The organism is Bacillus nitroreducens (genome assembly GCF_964021195.1).
Window position 1 is genome coordinate 2889216 of record NZ_CAXHYI020000003.1, and the last position, 20282, is coordinate 2909497.

Here is a 20282-nt window from a genome sequence, read left to right on the forward strand (position 1 = left end):
TTATGCCGTCATTTGGGCATGATATTTGTCCCTTTTATCATATTATGCTGTTCGACGTCGCTCAAGTTCAATATCCATTTCTATACGTTTATGATCAAGTGTGTAAAACCACGAGGTTATTCCAATTAGAATACAAATACCTAATGGAATCCAGATGAAACTAATTTCAATATAATTTAAGGCAGATGCTGATTGTGTCGCATTAGGAACATAACCACCCATGTTCAAAAGAACACCGATGAATGCACTCGCAAGCCCCATGCTTCCCTTTACGGCAAATCCTTGGAATGCAGCAATCATCCCTGCAATGCTCCGTTTCTTTTTGTACTCTGAATAATCAATCACATCTGGTTGAATAGCAAAGGTAACACCAAAGATTCCATAAATCCCAAGGCCAGTGATGGCTAGTCCTAAAATAAGAGCAATTGCGGATGAACCACCAAAATAGATTAATAGATCGCCAACAATATAGATGACAACACTTAATAATAACACTTGTTTTTTAGGCATTTTACTCTGAAGCCAAGGTAAAACGAGTAACATCGGAAGTCCAGAGAGAATACCAAACAGTCCAACAAAGGTTAACCAGTCGGTGCGTCCTAGGTTATAAGTGAAATAGTAGATGACTGTTGTATTTCGAATCACAAATAGGCCAAAGTAGAGAAAATTCAAAATAAAAAATATGATACTTTGATCTGTTAAGCCTTTTAAATCTTGTTTAAACGAAGATTTTTGATGTTTAACAGATGGTGGAACAACCTCTTTTGTACTCATAAATGTAAAAACAAAGATAATCATCGCTGCTATGCCGTAAATAGTCATAGTTATTAAAAATCCCTTTTGTGTATCACCTTGACCAAAGAAATCGACAAGTGGTGTTGTAATGGACATAACTAATGCAGTACCTACCAAAGCGCAAATCATTCTAGTTGACACCAACCAATTTCGTTCGTGGTTATCAGTTGTTAGCCTCGGTACAATCGTATTTAAAGGAATATTTACAACTGTGTATGCCGTACATAATAATGTATATGTGACATACGCCCAAATAATTTTTCCCGACATTGTGAAGTCAGGAACAATAAACGTTAATACTGTAAAAACCGCAAAGGGAATAGCGCCGATTAGAAAATAAGGTCTGCCTTGACCCCATCTGGTTTGTGTACGGTCAACTAACATTCCCATCCCAGCATCTGTAAAAGCATCGATTACTTTTGTAACGAGCATTAATGTACCAGCAACTGTTGCTGTAATGCCAAAAACATCTGTATAGAAAAACATTAAATAAGAAGCCATCGTACTGAATACTAAATTACACCCTAAATCACCAACTCCGTATCCAATTCGTTTCTTCCATTTATTCATAGGCGTCACATCCCCTTATCCATTATTTAACCTTGTCAACGCTTTCATATCGTCTTTTAAATTTTTATAGACAGATTTGTAAATCTTATAATATTCATTGTATCTTTGGTGATTTGTTTGATTTGGCATAATTTTTTCATCTAATACTTGCCATTTTTTTATATCATCAAATGTAAGGAGGCCAGTACCAATTCCTGCGAGCATGACATCCCCCATGTTCGCTTCAACATCATGAACTGGGCAGACAACTGGATAGCCAGTCACATCAGCAAAAATTTGTCTCCAAAGCTTTGATCTTGTCACACCACCAGCAATCAATATATATTCTCCAAGATGCTCTCCAGTTGCTTCCATTGCATCTCTTAACGAGTAGGCAACTGCTTCGAGAAATGCACGATATATATGAGCTTTTGTATGAGCTAGTGAAAGTCCAAGGATGGTTCCTTTTGCATCTGAATCCCAAATTGGGCTTCGTTCTCCCATAAAATAGGGGAGTACAATTAGTCCGTCACTACCAGCTGCAATATTGGTAGCTTGTTCATTTAATACATCATAGGCGTTTTGTCCTCCTGTTTTTTCAGCTTCAACTTCAAATTGGCATAGCGTTTGACGGAACCATTTCACAATGGCTCCCGCAGTATTTCCCCCAGCAAAATAATAGGATAGTCGTTTAGCGTCATACAAATAAGGCCAGGCAATAAGACCTTTCCCTTTCACTGGTTGATCAGAAATGAGTGCCGCACACATTGAAGTTCCAATTGCCGCCGCATAAATACCAGATTCAAAGACTCCAAGTCCAATATTGGCAGCGCCACAGTCAATTCCACTAGCGATTACGGGCATTCCTTCTGACAGACCGAGTTCAGTGGCGCTGGTATGCGTTAGTCCACCGACAATATCTGTTGATTCCACAATTTTCTCTGGCATCATGGAATAAGGAATACCCATTAAATCCATCATTTCTTTCGACCATGTTCTAGTATTCATATCAAAAATGCCACCAATATTACCAGCAGATGAATAATCAATCGCAATTTCCCCAGTTAGTTTATAGATCACATAATCATTTGGTGGTAGAAAAAGTTTTGTCTTCTTCCAATTCTCTGGTTCATGATTTTTCATCCATAATATTTTTGTAAAGCCATAATAAGGGTCTGCACCGTTATGAGTAATTTCTAAAAGTTTTTCTTCTCCTATGTTTTCTAAGACCCACTTTGTTTCTTTTTCTGCTCTACGGTCCATCCAAATCATACATGGTCGAACGGGTTCCATGTTTTCATCCAACGGAATTCCAGAACCTCCATATAATCCACTAATGGCAAGACCACGAATCTTTTCTTTAGAGATCCCTGATTTCTGAACAGTATTTTTGATAGAATTTTTTGCAGCGGCTAGCCATACATCTGGCCACTGCTCAGCCCATAATGGCTTTGGTGTCAAAACATCGTATTCTTGTAAATCTTGTGCGATAAGATTGCCTTCTGTATCCATTAAGATGGTTTTTGTACCCGATGTTCCGATATCTGTTCCTAATAAATAATTCATCTGCTAACTCCTCCTTAAAACTAACAATCTATTAAATACAGGTAAATGCTCCGTCGATTACAAAATCAGCACCAGTAGTAAAGCTACTTGTATCGCCAGCAAGATAGACGCAAATGGACTGAAGTTCCTCAGGTTTACCCATTCTTTGAAGGGGGGCGACTGAGTTCCATTGCTGAATTAAAGGTTGTAAACTAGGTGAATTTAACGTAAGTTCAGTTCCGATATATCCTGGACTAATACTATTGACACGCACATTTCTAGATGCCCATTCAACAGCTAGTGATTTTGTTAATTGAATAACTCCAGCTTTAGAAGCGTTGTAGGCCGATTGCGGTTGCGGTACATTGACGATATGACCTGACATGGAAGCTGTGTTGATAATAGAACCGCCACCTTGCTTTAACATAACTTTTCCAGCAGCTTGTGCTGTTAGAAAAACCCCAGTTAGATTAATATCAATCACTTTCTTCCATTGTTCAAATGTCATTTCTTCTGCTGGTGCATTGATACAGATACCTGCGTTACAGAAGGCAACATCTAAACATCCATAGTGCTGTAATACTTTTTCGATCATGTCATTTACTTCTTCGGGTTTTGTAACATCTGTTTGTATTGCAATCGCATTCATTTTGTGGGTTATTTCAAGTTCTCTTGCTGTCTTCTTTGCTTCTTCTATATCTAGATCTACAATTGCAAGATCAGCTCCTGCTTCTGCAAAAGCGGTGGCAACACTTTTTCCAATACCTCTTGCTCCACCAGTGACTAAAATCTTCTTCTTATCTAGACGCATTTTCTCAATAATTCCCATAATTGAACTCTCCTCGTTAAGTAAATGTATTTTATAAAATGATTTTATAAAATGTATTTTTATAATAATACCGTTTTCATTTTCAGTCAACATGAAAATGAATTATTATTCATAGCATTTATGGAAGTTGAGATAAGAAAGGCGTCTATGATATATTTAATTAATAAACTATTTTTGTAAAAAGACTTTAGGTAATGGGGTAATTTCATGGATCAGAGTATCACTTTAAAAGACATAAAAAAGAATAATTACTCGTTGATTTATCATCTTCTATACCAAAAAGGTAAACTTTCAAAACAGGAAATCGCGAATGAACTAAATTTGAGTTTGCCAACTGTTTCTCAGAATCTCGTTCGCTTGGAGAAAAAGAAACTAATTGAAAAAAGTGGATACTTCGAATCTACTGTGGGAAGACGAGCAACGGCATATGAAATTTCTTCACGTGCCAAGATTAGCATTGGGGTCGAAATCCTGAAAAATTCAGTACTAATTCTAGCAATTGATTTAAGAGGGGAATCGTTTCACCAAACGGAACTTGACCTGCAATACTTGAATGATGAAAGGTATTTTAAAGAGGTAAGTCAGGCTATACAGAGGTTTATCGTTTCACTTGATTTGTCAGAAGAGCAGGTGTTAGGAATAGGTTTTGCTGTACAAGGTCTGACATCGATTGATGGACAAAAGATCACGTATGGAAAAATATTGAACTCTTCTGGTTTAGAAATCGATGTTTTTACAAAGTATTTGGACTATCCTTGTATGTTTGTTCATGATGCACAAGGTGCCGCATTAAAAGAATTATGGATGAATAATCATATTGGAGATACCATCTATTTATCAATTGGTCCACACCTTGGAGGTGCCATAATTCTAAATAACAAATTATATATGGGAAATGAAGGGTATAGTGGGACAGTAGAACATATGACTGTCAATCCGAATGGGCCTGCTTGTTATTGTGGAAAAAACGGATGTATGGAAACGTATAGTTCGATTCATGCACTACTAGAAGAAAATGAATCATTAGACGATTTTTTCAATCAGGTACGTTCGAATATCCCTTTTTATCGAGAGAGGTGGAATACCTTCTTAGACAATCTAGCATACTCAATTAATAATATTCGTCTTGTGCTGAATCAAGATTTTATTTTAGGGGGTCATTTGGCTCCTTACTTAGAGAAAGAGGATCTTGATATTCTACACGAAAAGGTGAACGAAAGAACCGCATTTCCGAGCAATCGCTCCTTTATTCATCTCAGTCATTCGCCTAAACATGCAGTTCCAATTGGCGCTGCTATCCAATACATTCAAGCGTTTTTAAATACAATATGATAAGTGGAAAAAGAGGGATAAGAAAACTTGTCCCTCTTACCCAATGTTAAGAGAATAGCGCTGGGTCCTCTTTAAGGATAGGAATTAAGAGATCCGTCATTTTTACTGTATCGCACACTCGTACGGTTGCATCGCCAAATTTTCCTTTGAACATGACATCATTATCTAGAAAAACATCCTCCACTCTGCTGTATTTTTCAGAAGTGTGGCCGATATGTCTCCTTTGAGGTACGACAATTTCAGTTCCATCTGGTAAGACCGTATACAATGTTTCGTGCTCATCAGTCATTCGACCTGGGATATCGAGCCACTCCTCAACTCCGTGAATATATGTACATCTGCGTAAATCGACCCCTAACAACAAAATCGTTGCCTTATGATCGAGTAATTTTCCCCAAACAGATTCTCGTGCACAAGGCGTGTCAAATTTTTCATTTCCTGCAACAAATTCATGAGCTCCTTTTCCTAATGCTCCAACGGAATGTGTTGGATGCCAAGAACGAACTACGCCTGGACGTTTCCGAAAAAGTTCGGTTAATAGTCCTACACAAGATGGAGACTCATCAATATAAAACCGTGGATTATCTGCCTTGATATAAGACCATGTATGAGTAGGTAAAACCAAAAGACCATTTTCCATATATTCGCTCAACGTATCTAGCACGGTTTCCGCACCGCCCTCTACGTGTCCAATACTTTTCATGGATGAATGAACGAGTAAGGTACCATTTCGATCAATCCCTAATTGGTTAAGGTGATCTAGTAAATTTTGTTTTGTATACATTAGAATCTACCTTTCTATCTTTATTCTCTCTATAGCACTAGGATACCATAATAAATATACTAGTCTAATTTTATGTAAAGGTTTAACATTCCTTCCATCGTATGTTGACTTTTAAATTCTCGTGTTATATATTCTTAACAATATGTTATGAATATATAACATTTAAAGGTGGTCATGTATATTGTTAAAAACAAGGTTGAAAGAGTTTCGGGCAAAACATGATATGAACCAACAGACATTAGCGAAGTTGGTAGGGGTACGACGAGAAACAATCGGACACCTTGAACGTGGGACCTATAGTCCTTCACTAAAACTAGCATGGGATATTGCGAAAGTGTTCAATGTTTCGATTGAGGAAATTTTCCGATATGAGGAGGAGTAAGAGGGATGGATGAACGAAGTCAACAACTTGTTTCAAGGGGAATTGCGATTACATTAGCTATTCTGTATATTTCGCTTTTTGTTATAGCTATTTGGAAATATGTAAGTACTGGTGATATGACAAACAGTACATGGGAGATTATCTTAATTGTAATGATTCCAGCGTCAATCGCTTGGTTTGCGCGAAAAGATGAAAGCCTAACCATACCAAAGACGATGTCTGGTGAGAACATTCCAACAGATTCTGATGGCCCTTCTAAAAGAATAAGGAAGCGACATTATTTTTTGGATTCATTCAGTTTTGCACTTGTCGTTTTGATGTTAAACCTATTGACAACATTGTTCGTTGATAAGGATTGGCAAAATCTACAATTGATTCCGGGTTTAAATGAAACAATGAATTTGATTGTCTTATTACTAGTAGAATTCATCATTTCAATCCTTGTATTCTATGGAATTTCTTATCTCTGGGAGGAACTATCTATAAAAAAATACAACCGAAGATTAGCAGAGTTGGAGGTTACCAATGAATAAATATGATAAAAAAGTGCTCCAGGTTGCTCCAAAAAGCGCGAAAATCTATGAGCTTTTGCAAAAAAAGGATAGGGGAGCGAAGGGACAAATAATCGAGCTATTATTTGATAGTATCTTGTCTGTTGGAGAAGCGTTAAAACAAATCGAAACAAGGGGCGCTTATTACCTTGTTATGAATGATCATAAAGCGGAACTTGTTCGAATTCATAAGGATTTAGCCGTTTCAAATCAAGATATTACGAGTCTTGTACAGATCTCGTCTGGTAAAAAACAGTTTGTATTGGATGGCTACAAATATAAACTATATCGAAAAGTTCAATAAAAGCTAGGAGAGGGACAGATTCATCCAATTGGGACGATGAATCTGTCCTTTTTTTACTTGACAGGACACTAAAAGGTGTCTTATTATTAGGACACTGTTTGGTGTCCAATATATAAGGTGGAGGAGGAAATTGAGCGAAAAGAATCAAGAGCGAGATGTATATGGAGCTATTGCCGACCCAACAAGACGTGAAATACTTCGTTTGTTGGCAGAGTCGGAAGAGTTACCTCTATATAAAATAACACCTCACTTTAAAATGGGGCGTACCGCTGTTTCTAAACATTTGACGATACTAAAAGAAGCGGATTTAGTCGTTGATCGAAAAGTTGGTAGAGAAACAAGGTATCGTATAAATGCTGCTCCCTTAAGAGAAGTTAAAGACTGGGTATCTTTTTATGAAAAGTTTTGGACTGATCGAGTGGCAATACTAAGAAATATATTAGAGGAGGAAGAATAATGGCAGAAATATCATTAGATTTTCAATTTAAAAGTTCAATTCAAAAGGTGTGGAATGCATTAATCGATTCAGACACCCTTGCAAAATGGATTATGGAGAACGATTTTAAACCAATTGTGGGGCATAAATGTCAATTCCGAAATCCAGAGTGGAATTTAGTTGTTGATTGTGAGGTATTAGTTGTGGACGAGCCTACTAAATTATCCTACACATGGATAGGTGGTCCAATTGATACAATCGTCACGTGGACGTTGAAGGAAGAGGATGGAATGACCCACTTACATCTAGAACACACTGGTTTCAATCAAGAAGATCAAGCGTACAACGGTGCGAAATATGGTTGGCAAGACAAAGTCGGTGAACTTAAAAAAGTATTGGGCGAAATGTAAGGTCAGTTAGGAGGAATGAAGATGGGAGTTTTTGCTGAATTTCTAGCTGGAATTGATGATCTGATTCATCGAGAGAAAGTAGAAGAAGTGTTTACTTGGATTGATAATAAATATCCCTATTTAGAGAAGGTAATAAAATGGAATCAACCGATGTTTATCGATCATGGCACGTATATAATCGGATTTAGTGTATCTAAAAAGCATTTGGCCGTTGCCCCTGAAAGTGTAGCGATTACCCATGTAGAAGATGAGATTGTTAAGGCTGGCTATGACTATACAAAAGAAATCATCCGAATACCTTGGAAGAGCCCTGTTGATTTCTCACTACTTGAGAAAATGATTGAATTTAATATCGAGGACAAGGCTGACTATACAACTTTATGGCGGAAATAGAATAGCCCTTAGATCGTATCTGAGGGCTTTAATAGCGAGAGAAAAGGAGTACAGAAATGGGTTTTTTTCAAGATGCAATTGCAGTATTTAAAAAGAGAGATTTAGCTTTTATAGAAAGCTATAAAGAATCTGATGAGGTCTATAGTTTTTTATTTGAAACAGACAATGATTTGAGTTGGAAAGCTGGCCAACATGGTCTATTTACCATTACGCATCAAAAAATTAAAAATGGCACAAAACCTTTCACAATTACATCAGCCCCATCAGAAAATCTGGTTCGCATTACAACGAAAGTTGGAGCAAATCCGAGTGAGTTTAAGAAAGCGATGCTCGCATTAAAGAAGGGCGATACAATAAGAATGAGTGGGCCGTTGGGGAATTTTCATGTAGTAGAAAATGGTCCGACTTTACTCATTGCTGGTGGAATGGGCATTACTCCGTTTAGGGCAATCTTAAAACAAATAGAGGCAGAAGGAAATGAGATTGCAAAACAAATTCATCTCCTCTATTTGGATAGTAACAAGTCATATATTTTTAAAGATGAAATTGATCAAATTGCGAACAAATCTTCTGTGAAAGTGACGTATCTTGATTCAAGAGACGATCTTCAGAAGGAGATTGATCAGTTTGTCACTTCAAATAAACATAATAGTCAATACTTCATTGCAGGTCCAAAATCAATGGTAGATTCAGTATCTACTCATCTACAATCAAAAAAAATTTCAAAAAAGAAGATTAAAAAAGACGCATTTTATGGGTATTAATTAGATGCTAGGGACAGGTCCCTCGTCCCAGTAAGGACGAGGAATCTGTCTTATTTTGATTCAGGTTTTTGTTTTGATTGCTTTTTAGAATTTTGTTTTGTTTTAATATTTCCTTTTGCATCCACTTTTGAGTCCCTCAACATGGGTTACACCTCCATATCTGAAGTGAACTTTTGGATATTAGTATTTTTCCAAACAAACTCACCTTTTATTCGAATAACAGCACACTTGTATATCAACAGTGTTAGATGAATGAGGAATATTTGCCACTATCCAAATTAAGGAAATTATGAAACTTTTTCTTGTTTTAATCGTAAATAGAGTATTAGGTGATGCAAGATTATTACTTATGAAACGCAAGGCGAGTTCGGAGACGTTTTCATTTAATTTTGCGAAGAGGGAGTTATTTAATGGAAAAACACGTAGAGGAATTGCTAACGATGATTATGAAGCTACGAGAATCGACTAGTCAAGAAACAGTGAAGAAGCTTGATTTAGATAAATGTGAACGGATAGTTGAAAAATTAGCATCTTTTTCAGAAAGCTGTCGAGAATGCGAGAAACACTTGCTCGAATTAAAAACTCACTTTCTTCAATTAGAAGCTAATATAGACCAGATTGCTACAGAAGTTTTGCATCTAAAACAACATAAAATCGTGATCAATGATTTAGTTTCTCATCTCCAAAAGGAACATAAACTGGTACAAGAGGGTACGTACCTATCTCTATACATGACGATGGGGATTAGTCTGTCATTGGTATTTGGATTACTTGTATTCGATAATTTTGCCTTAGCACTTCCGTTTGGATTGGGTATTGGCCTTGCAATCGGTGCTGGTTTGGATGCAGATGCTAAGAAAAAGGGTAATACGATATAAGTCGATACAACACTAACAGGATTAGTGAGTGTTTTTTGCTTTAATTGTGGATTGAATACTCATTTTATTGGTATACTGCATCAGTTTTTATCGATATACCATGCAGTTGAAAAACAATAAGCGGTCCAAGTCATGTTCAGAATCTAAAAAACTAAAGATGATATCCGTAATCTTCCTATTCCACTTCCATCAGTCCACACAACAAGATCGCTTTACCACAACTCGTATAATCACCAATATTTGAATACCATCTTTTAGAAAGGCTGTTTTCGCAAACCAGATTACGGACATCCCAAAGATGTATTACACAAAGGATGCATCTTTTTAGTAAATTAGATTGAATATTACTCCATTGCATTCATACTCATGAAATGAGGTGATTAAATGGATTATAAAAATTTTAAATCAATGAAAGAGTTTGGCTTTGAAGGGTATATACCAATTCGACAATTGCTGCAAGATCATTCGATCGTTCCCCACACGAAAGGGGTTTATATGGTTCTTTATATACCTGATGAAGTACCCGAATTTTTATCAAAGGGATCAGGTGGATTTTTTAAGGGACGGGACCCGAATGTTCCAATAGACGAGTTAAAAAACAGATGGATTCGAGATACGAAAGTCATTTATATAGGAAAAGCTGGAGGTGGAAAAAGCTCTGCCACGTTGAATTCAAGAATTAAACAGTTTTTAAAGTTTGGCAGTGGAAAAAACGTGAGCCATTATGGTGGTAGGGTCATTTGGCAGATAGAGGATATCGATCATCTCATCATTTGTTGGAAAGAACTACTTACAGAAGATCCTAACGATGTAAAGAATGCTTTAATTAAGAGCTTTAAAAAAATTCATCGAAAGAAGCCCTTTGCAAATATGCTTGATTGATTCGAATCGATATTGTTTATTACAAAGTTGAATGGTATGGATTCGACGCAATAGAATATTTGGGTAAAAGAAAAGGGGCACTAGTGTTAGTGTCCCTTCTCAATCATAAGTTGATGATAAGCTTACACGCCAGGAAACCAGCCAGGTGTGTGGATTATGACATTCCATAATGGATCTGAAATGACTAATTCATTTTGTTTCGTTTGATCTATTTTTGTTACGATTTCGTTTTCTCTGCCTTCTGCTACTTTTTGTACCCAATCAGGGTCAATGATGAGCTCTCTTCCTAAGGCTAATAATGGCACACCTGCTTTAAAAGCTTTGCTAGCATCTTCCGCTTTATAAATGGAGCCAACGCCGATTAGTGGAACTCGATTATCAATCGTTTCAAGTAAGTATTCAATGCGGGATTTACTCGTATCCTCAACACCTCGTCTAGCAGTCGAATAGAAATCTGCTAATGATACATGTAAATAATGCAATCCTTTATCGGCTAATTTATCAACGAGTTTCAGTGTATCACCCATTGTAATTCCTGGAGTTTCAGGTTCTTCTGGAGAAAAACGATAGCCAACGATAAACTCAGGAGTTGCATGTTCTTTTACAACTCTTTGCACTTCATCCACAATTGCGAGCGGGAAGGTCATTCGTTTTTCTAGACTGCCTCCAAACCGATCTTCACGGCGATTTGAATGTGGAGAGAAAAATTGCTGAATTAGATAGCCATTTGCTCCATGGATTTCAACCCCATCATAGCCTGCTTTAATGGCACGGCGAGTGGTTTCTCCAAACGCATGAATGATTTCTTCGATTTCTTGTTCCGTTAATGCTCTTGGTGTTATCTCTTCAGATGGTACACCACCTCTTTCAGCAGGTACATCACTTGCGCTCACGATTTCTCCATTTGGAACCAATTCAGGTGGACACATTCTACCACCATGAAAGATTTGGAGAACCGCTTTTGCCCCTTGATCTTTAATCGCTTTAGCCAGGCGTGACAGGCTTGGAATCATTTCATCAAGATCACCACGAAATTGACCGTGGAATCCTTTTCCATTCGGTGTCACATATGTACATGCCGTAATCACCATACTTACCCCACCAGAACGTCTCGCATAGTACGAAACCTCATCATCAGAGACAGTACCATCTGGGTTAGATGAAAAGTTAGTCATGGGCGCCATGACGATTCTATTTTTTAATTCAACCCCATTTGGGAGAATATAGGGAGACAACATCAATTGATTGTCAGGATTCATTGTTCAAGAACCTCCATCATTTTTAATCCTACTTTAAATAGCTAATTTACCATTTTATCCTTCGCTACCAAGCTATTCTTTATTGCAGGTAAAAATAATGATACATAATAGGGGATGGGATGAAAAATATTTTGCTTGTTCAGTGGATTGAAAGAGAGGGAATGTAAGATATGAATCCTATTTTGTAAACGATGTTCCCTGTCTTAGTGGATTATGATAAGATGGACAAGCTATTATTGTACATAAAAGGAGATGATTACCAGTGCAGCAGGAATTTATCGAAGTTGTGAATGGAAGAGAGAACAATTTAAAAAATGTCCATGTACAGATTCCAAAGGGGAAAATCACGATTTTCACTGGAGTCTCTGGTTCAGGGAAGTCATCCATTGTGTTTGATACGATTGCACAGGAAGCTGGGCGTCAACTGAACGAGACGTTTAGTAGTTTTGCTCGTCAGTTTCTGCCAAAATATAGTCGCCCTGAAGCGGATGAAATAAATAACTTATCAACCGCAATTGTTGTTGATCAAAAAAGATTAGGTGGGAATGCTAGATCCACACTCGGGACGATTACTGATATTCTTCCTCTATTTAGAGTTCTTTTTTCTCGATTTGCTAAACCAAGTATTGGATATAGTAATGCGTATTCTTTCAACGATCCAATTGGGATGTGTCCACATTGTGAAGGAATCGGGCGGACGATAACATTAAACCTTGATGCAGCTATCGATAAGGAAAAGTCTCTAAATGAAGGAGCTATCTTACTTCCGGGCTTTGGTCCAGGAACATGGCAATGGAAAGCATATGCGGAATCAGGTTTCTTTGATAATGATAAAAAGATCAAAGACTATACAAAAGAAGAATTTGAAAAACTCGCATATGCCGAAGAAGAAAAAATCGTCGTCAATTACATGAATGGTGAAATCAATACGACATATGAAGGCTTAGCTGTAAAGTTTATGCGACAACACATCAATCGTGATAAGGATACTTCAAAGGCTACTGAGAAGATGCTTAAAGAATTTACGACAACTGGCACATGTCTAAGTTGCCAAGGTGCACGTTACAACGAGAAGGTACTGTCTTCTAAACTTAATGGGTATTCGATTTATGACCTGACTGCGATGCAACTGGATCAATTGCTTGAGGTGCTTCCACAGCTACAAATCGATGAACCCAATGTGGAGCCGATTATCAAAGGAATTACCGAACGTGTCCAAAACCTGTGTGAGATCGGATTAAGTTATTTAACATTAACGAGGGAAACGCCGACCTTATCAGGCGGTGAGTCACAGCGGGTCAAAATGGTAAAATATTTGTCCAGCAATTTAACGGGATTAATGTACATATTTGATGAGCCAAGTACAGGACTTCATCCACGAGATGTTTATCGTTTAAATGATTTACTTGTAAAATTACGAGATAAAGGAAACACGGTGTTAGTTGTAGAACATGATCCTGATGTAATTCACATAGCAGACCATATTATTGATGTTGGTCCAAAAGCTGGCGCTGGTGGAGGAAACATCATGTACAGTGGAAGCTATGAGGGGTTATTGACTACTGATACCCTGACTGCTCAATATTTAAACAAGAAAATGGAGATAAAATCGAACCCAAGGCAAGTGGGTGAATTTTTGGAAAGCAAAAAGAGTAGCCTCCATAACTTGAAAAATGTTAGCATGCGAGTGCCACTAGGAGTTTTTACTGCTGTAACAGGGGTGGCAGGTTCTGGTAAAAGTACACTTGTAAACGAAGTATTCGCAAAAGATTTTCCAGAGGCTATTCGGATTGATCAAAGTGCAGTGCATGGCAATATCCGTTCCAATCCTGCAACTTTTTCTGGCATTATGAATTCTATTCGAAAAGTCTTTTCCGCGGCTAACAATGTGGATAGCGGGTTATTTAGCTATAACTCAAAAGGAGCCTGCGAAACATGTGGTGGAAAAGGAATCGTCGAACTTAACTTATCCTTTATGGATAAAATGGAAATTGAATGTAGCGAATGTCACGGCGACCGTTACAAACAAGAAGTGCTTCAATATTTATATAAAGGAAAAAATATTGTTGAAATCATGGACATGTCTGTGGCAGAAGCAGTGGACTTTTTTGAAGCAAAAGATATACAACGACAACTCAAAAGCATGGCAACCGTTGGCCTTGGATACTTATCATTAGGTCAGCCACTGAATACATTGTCAGGTGGAGAAAGCCAACGATTGAAATTAGCGAAAGAATTAAACAAGAAAGGCAATATCTATATTTTAGATGAACCAACAACCGGACTGCATTTATCTGATGTCTCCAATATACTCCTGATCATCGAGAAATTAGTGGAAAAAGGAAATACAGTTGTTGTCATCGAACATAATCTAGATGTCATTCGCAATAGTGATTGGATTATTGACCTCGGTCCAGATGGTGGAACTGGCGGGGGCGAAATTTTATACGAAGGACCTCCAGCTGGACTTAAAGATTGCGAACGTTCTGTTACTGCGAAGTATTTATAAAAATGAAGTGGCAACCCAAGTGAAGATGTTCTATCACTGGGGTTGCCATTTTTTTGAACGGAGGGAAGGTTCGTTGTCATATGATTTCTTTCTCTTTTAATAAGAGGTAAAAAAGTCAATATAATAGTATACAGATTTAAGATAATCGGTAGATAACAAACGCACAATAAGCATTTCACTAATTGTACAGAGTTTTGCGAACTCCTGACCACGTTGCGGTTTGATCAAGGTCCTATTTTTTACAAATATTCTATCATGTACATCGAATTGTCCGAATATGTTGGAGTAAATAGTTTTAATATAGGAGATGACTTGATGAGATAGAATCGTAGTATGTAAAATAGTGGTAGAAATAGGGAGGAGTGGTGGAATGAAAGTTATTGTGATTGGAACAGGAATCGTAGGGGCGAGTGCAGCCTATCATCTAGCAAAAGATCAACATGAAGTCATGATGATTGATCAAAATCAAGAAGGTAAGGCAACCTCTGCCGGTGCGGGAATTGTATGTCCTTGGATGAAAGATATAGAGAATGAGACATGGTATAACCTGGCTAAAAATAGTTTTAATTTCTATCAAAACTTAATAGCTGACTTGCAAGAAGAAGGCGAAGATGAAGTCGGCTATCGAAAAGTGGGTGCTTTATGTGTTTCATCTGACCCTAGTCAGTTAGATGAAATGGAAAGAAGAGTGAAGGCTAAACGGATAGATGCTCCTGAAATTGGCGATATTATTCGTCTGAATGGGGCTCAGGCAAGGGAACTCTTTCCGCCGCTTAATGAAAACCTAGAGGCTTTGTTTGTATCGGGCGGCGCAAGAGTAGATGGTGCTTTACTTCGAAATGCACTCAATCGCGCTGCACGACGAAAGGGGGCTGAATTAATAGAAGGTGAAGCCGAATTAGTTCTTGAGAACAGTAAAGTAACGGGTGTTAAGGTTGGAAATAAAACAATACTATCTGATAAAGTCCTTATCACTGCTGGAGCATGGGCTCCTAAACTATTGGCACCGCTTGGGATTGAATTAAACATTAAGCCACAGCGTGGTCAGATTGCTCATATCAGGTTACCAGGAAAGGATACTGCGAATTGGCCGATTATTATTCCACAGTCAACTCATTATATTGTCCCATTTGATGATGGGAAAATCGTCGCAGGTGCGACAAGAGAAACTGGTTCTGGATTTGATTACCGATTGACTGCTGGTGGGGTGAAAGAGGTACTAGCAGAAGCTCTGGAGGTTGCACCAGGTTTAGATGATGGAACACTGGAAGAAATCCGAATTGGTTTTCGACCAATGGGACCAGATATTTTACCGATAATAGGAAAGCTAGATACTCTTGAAGGCGTTTTCCTTGCGACTGGCTTAGGTGCTTCTGGGCTGACAATGGGTCCATATGTTGGAAGTTTGCTAGCTTCGATGGTTCAGGATAGAGAGATAGAAATTGACCTTACTCCCTGTCAACCAAGTCATGCAATTGCGAGCAAAGAGGATAGATAATTTCCAAACACTGTAAATGAGAGTGTACTGCTTGGCTTGCTTTATTCTACTTACTATGATTAACTAGTATCTAGTAACTAAATAATCTATCAATTCGACTAGGGGAGCATGAAAGTGCTGAGAGGTAGAAATATCGACCCTTTGAACCTGATCTAGGTAACACTAGCGTAGGGAAGTGGAGTTTGTATTTTTATATATTTGTACTTATATAACCAAACCCATTTCTAGAGACTAGTGATGGGTTTTTATTTTTCCTCTCTCCCTGATGTCAATAAAGGAAGGGGAAATGAAAGTGAGTAGCTTATTTACAGATCGTTTATGGAATCGAGTGGCACCAATTTGGAATGCATATTTGGAGCATCCATTTGTTAAAGGGATTGGCGATGGTACGTTGGATAAGGAGAAATTCAAGCATTATATGAAGCAAGATTATGTCTATCTAATCGAGTATAGTCGACTTTTTGCGCTTGGGAGTGCAAAAGCACCTGATTTAAGAACGATGTCCATATTTGCTAATCTTTTACATGGAACGCTTGAAATCGAAATGGATCTTCACCGTTCCTATGCAGCTAGATTTGGTATAACGAATAAAGAACTTGAGGAAACTGAGCCAGCCTCAACCACGACTTCATACACAAGCTATATGCTGAACGTAGCGCAACTTGGTGGTGTTGAAAATGTGGTTGCAGCTGTACTTGCGTGCGCATGGAGCTATAACTTTATCGGGAAAGAATTAGTAAAATGGCCTGGAGCAACCGAGCATGAATTCTATGGTGACTGGGTGAAAATGTATTCATCTGATGAATTTACGGCACTAGCAGAGGATTGCAAAAATCTAATCAATGAAATTGCTGAAGGAAAACCAGAACGAGACTTAGCTGTCCTTGAAGAAATCGTCGTAAAAACTAGCATGTATGAATACATGTTCTGGGATATGGCGGAGAACATTGAGGAATGGCCGATTAAATTGTAATTATAGAAAGGTACATAATACCTCTACTGTACACATATTTTAATCACACCAAAAAAGGTTGCATCAGAAATTGATGCAACCTTTTTTGTATTGATTCTTTTTCAAGAAATCAGAATGAGTCAAATTAAATGGTGATTCGGACAAAACAGTGTCCGGGAAAACTAGAGTATTTTCAGAAACCCGTGTTGATTTGGACAGACGAATCCACAAAATCATTGATTGTGTCAGAAAAGTTCGCTAATTCGGACAGCTAATAGCCAGAAATCATGAATCCTGTCAGAATGCAACAACAATTTGGACAAAAGACCCCATAAAATTATAAACTCTATCAGAATCCCGATCTGATTAGGAACTCTGTCCTAATAAAAACAAAAGAAACATAAGAATACAACATTCTCTGTTTCTTTTTTACATCCATAAAACTTACGCAAGTCTTCCAAAACAATTATATAGAGTAATCCTGAAAAGTCCCCCAATTCTCCACTCTAGCAAATTGAGGGTAAGTGGACATGAAGGTAATGATGATTGGAGCGAAATTTAAAATGGGATAAGTATTGAATAAGAAGCGATCTCCGTATCGAATGGCAGTTAAGGCTAGAGGTAATTCACGCCTAAAGATTTCGTTGCGTTTTGCGGCTTCCTTTTGAGTATATTCCCCTTCATCAATATGAACATACACAGTGAGAAAGTTGACATTATTATTTGAGGACCATTCCCCCAATACCTCATCACTATTTGGGCCAATTTTATTCCACGCATATTGATGTCCTATTGTTAAAAATATTTCTCCAGTGAAATCAGAGTGAGTAAGTGTATAACACCGTGGCATGATGAAATCTGTTGCAGTCACACCATACAAATATTCGACAGAAAGCTTTTCTGGACTGAATTTGCTCAAACGATGACCTCCATTCGGCTTTTTACACATTATGCAAAAATACAATTAATCATTCGAGGTATTTTTTGTTCATGGGCTGCAGTAATCTATATTATTTTTTGGGGAAAATCTTTTGTATTATTGGTAGAAAAAGTATTTTAATTCCTTTTTATTGAAAAAAATAATAGAAATTTTACTTTCCAGGGTGTAAAATAAAAAAGCTAAAAAAGTAGTTTAGCAATCATCCATCTTGAATAACAGGAGGTTACAAAAGAAAGCGAATACAAGATTCTTTCTGTTTATATATCAATCTATCATTTTTACAAATTTAAGAGAGCAAAGGTTGATGAAAGTTGACAATGGATGTAACAAATAGGGTAAAAGAACCAACGATTTTTAATCATGTTGGGAATCGAATTATTACTGAGGATCGTGAAATACAAATTATTGCTAGATTAGAAGAACCATTAATCGTCATATTAGGAAATGTTTTAAGTGATGAAGAATGTGATGAGTTAATGAGGCTATCTAAGGAAAAACTGCAACGATCTAAAATAAGGAATGCCATCGAAGATGAGATGAGGACGAGTAGCAGTACATTTTTAGATGAAAATGAAAATTATATCGTTTCGAAGATTGAAAGAAGAATCTCGCAAATCATGAATATCCCCACTGAACATGGAGAAGGGTTACAAATCCTTAATTATAAAATAGGGCAAGAATATAAAGCCCATTATGACTTTTTTACATCAAAGTCGAAGCCAATACATAATCCAAGAATAAGCACTCTTGTCATGTATTTAAGTGATGTAGAGCAGGGTGGAGAAACGTATTTTCCAAAACTTCAATTTTCAGTATCTCCAAAAAAGGGAATGGCCGTGTATTTTGAATACTTTTATAATGACCAAACCTTAAATGAATTAACTTTGCATGGTGGAGCACCCGTCAATGTAGGAGATAAGTGGGCTGCGACACAATGGATGAGAAGAAAAAGGGTAAGATAATCCACCTTTCTACATGATGGTAAGAGAGTTCATGTAAGAATTTCTTTTCATGTCTAGTGGCGATGTACATGAGTAAACAAAGCAAAACTATCTTAGAATTTAGTATGATAAGTACGTTTATTATAGAAAAGAATAGACCCTGGAAGTAAGTAAGAAAAATGCTTGGTGTTTCCAAGCATTTTTCATTAAGTACACTTATCGTTTATAATGTACGGTCTTAATAATTTTTACGTCTACTTCTATCTTTTTTATGGAATCCTTACTAATTGAATTAATTGTAGCTAAATCCCATTTTTTTAAGTGATAACGATAGGTCTTTTCGCTTAAATTTAAAAGGTCCGTTTTCATAGTCTCGCTTTTCTTGATCGTGGTTATCATTTCTTCTTTAATTTTCTTTTCCATTTCTTTTTTTATTTCATCATAACTTATATTATCGAGGTTCTGTGTAATTTGAGCTTTTGCTTTCAAACGTATGTCATAACTTGGTGCTGAGCCATCGTTTACCTTAATTGTCAGTGTTGGATTTTCAATGATTAAACTTACTTTATCTTCTATCAAACTATAGGGAATGTAGTGTGCTTTCTTCGCAAGCCATTTTACTCCGACCAGTTCTTCTTTCGGTACCCAACCTTTGTATTGCTGCTGTGAGATAGAAAATCCTCCATCTATAACTGATACCTTTAACGGTTTATCTTCTGAAAAATTTGTAACGTTTATTGAAAGGGAAGGGATGATAAAAGAGCCAGCAGGTTGGTTGTAAGAGGAAATAAATTTATTATACTCTTCAATTGGAATGATATATGTGTTCTTTGTTAGTGAATCGGGATTATGGAAGACGGTATAAATAGAGGAAAAGTTAAAGAAACTTTCGCCTAATAAAATGTCTTTCACATTTTCCTTCGTACCAAAAAACCAGATATTGTATCGTAAAAAAGGACTTTGTCCGATAAAATCGATAACAGACTCCAATTGATCCCTGATAACACTCTCACTTATAAGGATTGCATTAACATGCCCATAGTAAAAGGGTAAAGGTGCATTTTGTTCTATAGCAGTCAGAGCTGCGTGAATGCTCTTCGCCTTTGCTTCTCCAACCAACATCGGAGCAGATTCTTGGAGTGAACTTGTTCCTTCTTGTTTTGCGATATTTGCAAAGTTTTGTGATTGGGTATATACAATAAATTCACCATCTGCGTAATCAATCCCAATTCCTGTAACATATGTGTGACTTTCAATTTCTTTTATTCCACACCCGAACAGAGTAACCAAAACACTACCTATTATGATCACGGCAAGGGCTTTCTTCATAGACTACTCCTTTGTGTAAC

Annotated in this window: 21 protein-coding genes and 1 riboswitch; of the genes, 14 read left to right on the plus strand and 7 right to left on the minus strand. The window is 37.2% G+C overall.

Going from position 1 to position 20282, the window contains the following annotated elements:
• Nucleotides 1-42 precede the first annotated feature (42 nt).
• The 3 genes from ACWPVE_RS17990 to ACWPVE_RS18000 are packed head-to-tail and all read right to left on the minus strand — an operon-like array spanning nt 43 to nt 3718.
• Entirely contained in the window at nt 43-1365 is a 1323-nt protein-coding gene (locus ACWPVE_RS17990) for an MFS transporter (protein ID WP_453995754.1), read from the minus strand.
• A 15-nt stretch (nt 1366-1380) separates the two neighbouring features.
• Nucleotides 1381-2910, minus strand: a complete 1530-nt coding sequence (locus ACWPVE_RS17995; protein ID WP_453995756.1) for an FGGY-family carbohydrate kinase — start codon at nt 2908-2910, stop codon at nt 1381-1383.
• 31 nt (nt 2911-2941) lie between these two features.
• Nucleotides 2942-3718 (minus strand): SDR family oxidoreductase, encoded by a 777-nt coding sequence (locus ACWPVE_RS18000; protein ID WP_453995758.1) that lies wholly within the window; start codon nt 3716-3718, stop codon nt 2942-2944.
• Between the two features lie 207 nt (nt 3719-3925).
• Between ACWPVE_RS18000 and ACWPVE_RS18005 the strand changes: the two genes are divergently transcribed.
• The gene (locus ACWPVE_RS18005; protein WP_453995760.1) at nt 3926-5050 is read left to right on the plus strand and encodes an ROK family protein; all 1125 of its coding nucleotides are present in this window, start codon (nt 3926-3928) and stop codon (nt 5048-5050) included.
• A 46-nt stretch (nt 5051-5096) separates the two neighbouring features.
• On the opposite strand, the gene ACWPVE_RS18010 is transcribed toward ACWPVE_RS18005, so the two are convergent.
• Complete coding sequence (locus ACWPVE_RS18010) at nt 5097-5834, minus strand: AAC(3) family N-acetyltransferase (protein WP_453995762.1); 738 nt, start codon at nt 5832-5834, stop codon at nt 5097-5099.
• 178 nt (nt 5835-6012) lie between these two features.
• Here ACWPVE_RS18010 and ACWPVE_RS18015 point away from each other — a divergent pair, with 178 nt between their 5' ends.
• The 9 genes from ACWPVE_RS18015 (at nt 6013) to ACWPVE_RS18055 (ending at nt 10834) form a co-directional block, all read left to right on the plus strand.
• The gene (locus ACWPVE_RS18015; RefSeq protein WP_453997619.1) at nt 6013-6216 is read left to right on the plus strand and encodes a helix-turn-helix transcriptional regulator; all 204 of its coding nucleotides are present in this window, start codon (nt 6013-6015) and stop codon (nt 6214-6216) included.
• Between the two features lie 5 nt (nt 6217-6221).
• Nucleotides 6222-6749, plus strand: coding sequence for a hypothetical protein (locus ACWPVE_RS18020; RefSeq protein ID WP_453995764.1), 528 nt, complete (start codon nt 6222-6224; stop codon nt 6747-6749).
• Nucleotides 6742-7071: a hypothetical protein gene (locus ACWPVE_RS18025; protein ID WP_453995766.1), complete on the plus strand. Its 330-nt coding sequence runs from the start codon at nt 6742-6744 to the stop codon at nt 7069-7071. Before ACWPVE_RS18020 ends, ACWPVE_RS18025 begins: the two co-directional genes overlap by 8 nt.
• Nucleotides 7072-7201: 130 nt before the next feature.
• Nucleotides 7202-7528, plus strand: a complete 327-nt coding sequence (locus ACWPVE_RS18030) for an ArsR/SmtB family transcription factor (RefSeq protein WP_453995768.1) — start codon at nt 7202-7204, stop codon at nt 7526-7528.
• Nucleotides 7528-7917, plus strand: a complete 390-nt coding sequence (locus ACWPVE_RS18035) for an SRPBCC family protein (RefSeq protein WP_453995770.1) — start codon at nt 7528-7530, stop codon at nt 7915-7917. Before ACWPVE_RS18030 ends, ACWPVE_RS18035 begins: the two co-directional genes overlap by 1 nt.
• 21 nt (nt 7918-7938) lie before the next feature.
• A complete protein-coding gene (locus ACWPVE_RS18040; protein ID WP_453995773.1) occupies nt 7939-8310 on the plus strand; it encodes an iron chaperone in 372 nt (123 codons plus the stop codon).
• Between the two features lie 56 nt (nt 8311-8366).
• Complete coding sequence (locus ACWPVE_RS18045) at nt 8367-9074, plus strand: FAD-dependent oxidoreductase (RefSeq protein WP_453995775.1); 708 nt, start codon at nt 8367-8369, stop codon at nt 9072-9074.
• 410 nt (nt 9075-9484) lie between these two features.
• Nucleotides 9485-9952 (plus strand): hypothetical protein, encoded by a 468-nt coding sequence (locus ACWPVE_RS18050; protein ID WP_453995777.1) that lies wholly within the window; start codon nt 9485-9487, stop codon nt 9950-9952.
• A gap of 384 nt (nt 9953-10336) precedes the next feature.
• Nucleotides 10337-10834 (plus strand): hypothetical protein, encoded by a 498-nt coding sequence (locus ACWPVE_RS18055; protein WP_453995779.1) that lies wholly within the window; start codon nt 10337-10339, stop codon nt 10832-10834.
• Between the two features lie 122 nt (nt 10835-10956).
• Here the strand turns inward: ACWPVE_RS18055 and ACWPVE_RS18060 are convergent, their stop codons facing one another.
• Nucleotides 10957-12093: an NADH-dependent flavin oxidoreductase gene (locus ACWPVE_RS18060; protein ID WP_453995781.1), complete on the minus strand. Its 1137-nt coding sequence runs from the start codon at nt 12091-12093 to the stop codon at nt 10957-10959.
• Between the two features lie 262 nt (nt 12094-12355).
• Between ACWPVE_RS18060 and ACWPVE_RS18065 the strand changes: the two genes are divergently transcribed.
• The 3 genes from ACWPVE_RS18065 (at nt 12356) to tenA (ending at nt 17073) form a co-directional block, all read left to right on the plus strand.
• Nucleotides 12356-14602 carry an ATP-binding cassette domain-containing protein gene (locus ACWPVE_RS18065; RefSeq protein WP_453995783.1) on the plus strand — a complete coding sequence of 749 codons (2247 nt, stop codon included), beginning with the start codon at nt 12356-12358 and terminating at the stop codon, nt 14600-14602.
• 370 nt (nt 14603-14972) lie between these two features.
• On the plus strand, nt 14973-16100 hold the full coding sequence (locus tag ACWPVE_RS18070; protein WP_453995785.1) for an NAD(P)/FAD-dependent oxidoreductase: 1128 nt from the start codon (nt 14973-14975) through the stop codon (nt 16098-16100).
• 90 nt (nt 16101-16190) lie between these two features.
• A riboswitch (TPP riboswitch) is annotated at nt 16191-16291 on the plus strand.
• Nucleotides 16292-16392: 101 nt separating this feature from the next.
• Nucleotides 16393-17073: a thiaminase II gene (tenA, locus tag ACWPVE_RS18075; RefSeq protein ID WP_453995787.1), complete on the plus strand. Its 681-nt coding sequence runs from the start codon at nt 16393-16395 to the stop codon at nt 17071-17073.
• Between the two features lie 445 nt (nt 17074-17518).
• On the opposite strand, the gene ACWPVE_RS18080 is transcribed toward tenA, so the two are convergent.
• Complete coding sequence (locus ACWPVE_RS18080) at nt 17519-17971, minus strand: staygreen family protein (protein ID WP_453995789.1); 453 nt, start codon at nt 17969-17971, stop codon at nt 17519-17521.
• A gap of 338 nt (nt 17972-18309) precedes the next feature.
• On the opposite strand from ACWPVE_RS18080, the gene ACWPVE_RS18085 reads away from it, so the two are divergent.
• On the plus strand, nt 18310-18954 hold the full coding sequence (locus ACWPVE_RS18085; protein WP_453997621.1) for a 2OG-Fe(II) oxygenase: 645 nt from the start codon (nt 18310-18312) through the stop codon (nt 18952-18954).
• A gap of 195 nt (nt 18955-19149) precedes the next feature.
• Here the strand turns inward: ACWPVE_RS18085 and ACWPVE_RS18090 are convergent, their stop codons facing one another.
• The gene (locus tag ACWPVE_RS18090) at nt 19150-20262 is read right to left on the minus strand and encodes a Ger(x)C family spore germination protein (protein WP_453995791.1); all 1113 of its coding nucleotides are present in this window, start codon (nt 20260-20262) and stop codon (nt 19150-19152) included.
• Nucleotides 20263-20282 lie beyond the last annotated feature (20 nt).

Coding starts and splice junctions, on each gene's coding strand:
- ACWPVE_RS18090 (WP_453995791.1), bottom strand. CDS start 20,262: ATGAAGAAAGCCCTTGCCGTGATCATAATAGGTAGTGTTTTGGTTACT.
- ACWPVE_RS18025 (WP_453995766.1), top strand. CDS start 6,742: ATGAATAAATATGATAAAAAAGTGCTCCAGGTTGCTCCAAAAAGCGCG.
- ACWPVE_RS18000 (WP_453995758.1), bottom strand. CDS start 3,718: ATGGGAATTATTGAGAAAATGCGTCTAGATAAGAAGAAGATTTTAGTC.
- ACWPVE_RS18045 (WP_453995775.1), top strand. CDS start 8,367: ATGGGTTTTTTTCAAGATGCAATTGCAGTATTTAAAAAGAGAGATTTA.
- ACWPVE_RS18070 (WP_453995785.1), top strand. CDS start 14,973: ATGAAAGTTATTGTGATTGGAACAGGAATCGTAGGGGCGAGTGCAGCC.
- ACWPVE_RS18040 (WP_453995773.1), top strand. CDS start 7,939: ATGGGAGTTTTTGCTGAATTTCTAGCTGGAATTGATGATCTGATTCAT.
- ACWPVE_RS18060 (WP_453995781.1), bottom strand. CDS start 12,093: ATGAATCCTGACAATCAATTGATGTTGTCTCCCTATATTCTCCCAAAT.
- ACWPVE_RS18010 (WP_453995762.1), bottom strand. CDS start 5,834: ATGTATACAAAACAAAATTTACTAGATCACCTTAACCAATTAGGGATT.
- ACWPVE_RS17990 (WP_453995754.1), bottom strand. CDS start 1,365: ATGAATAAATGGAAGAAACGAATTGGATACGGAGTTGGTGATTTAGGG.
- ACWPVE_RS18050 (WP_453995777.1), top strand. CDS start 9,485: ATGGAAAAACACGTAGAGGAATTGCTAACGATGATTATGAAGCTACGA.
- ACWPVE_RS18055 (WP_453995779.1), top strand. CDS start 10,337: ATGGATTATAAAAATTTTAAATCAATGAAAGAGTTTGGCTTTGAAGGG.
- ACWPVE_RS18005 (WP_453995760.1), top strand. CDS start 3,926: ATGGATCAGAGTATCACTTTAAAAGACATAAAAAAGAATAATTACTCG.
- ACWPVE_RS18035 (WP_453995770.1), top strand. CDS start 7,528: ATGGCAGAAATATCATTAGATTTTCAATTTAAAAGTTCAATTCAAAAG.
- ACWPVE_RS18085 (WP_453997621.1), top strand. CDS start 18,310: ATGGATGTAACAAATAGGGTAAAAGAACCAACGATTTTTAATCATGTT.
- ACWPVE_RS18020 (WP_453995764.1), top strand. CDS start 6,222: ATGGATGAACGAAGTCAACAACTTGTTTCAAGGGGAATTGCGATTACA.
- ACWPVE_RS17995 (WP_453995756.1), bottom strand. CDS start 2,910: ATGAATTATTTATTAGGAACAGATATCGGAACATCGGGTACAAAAACC.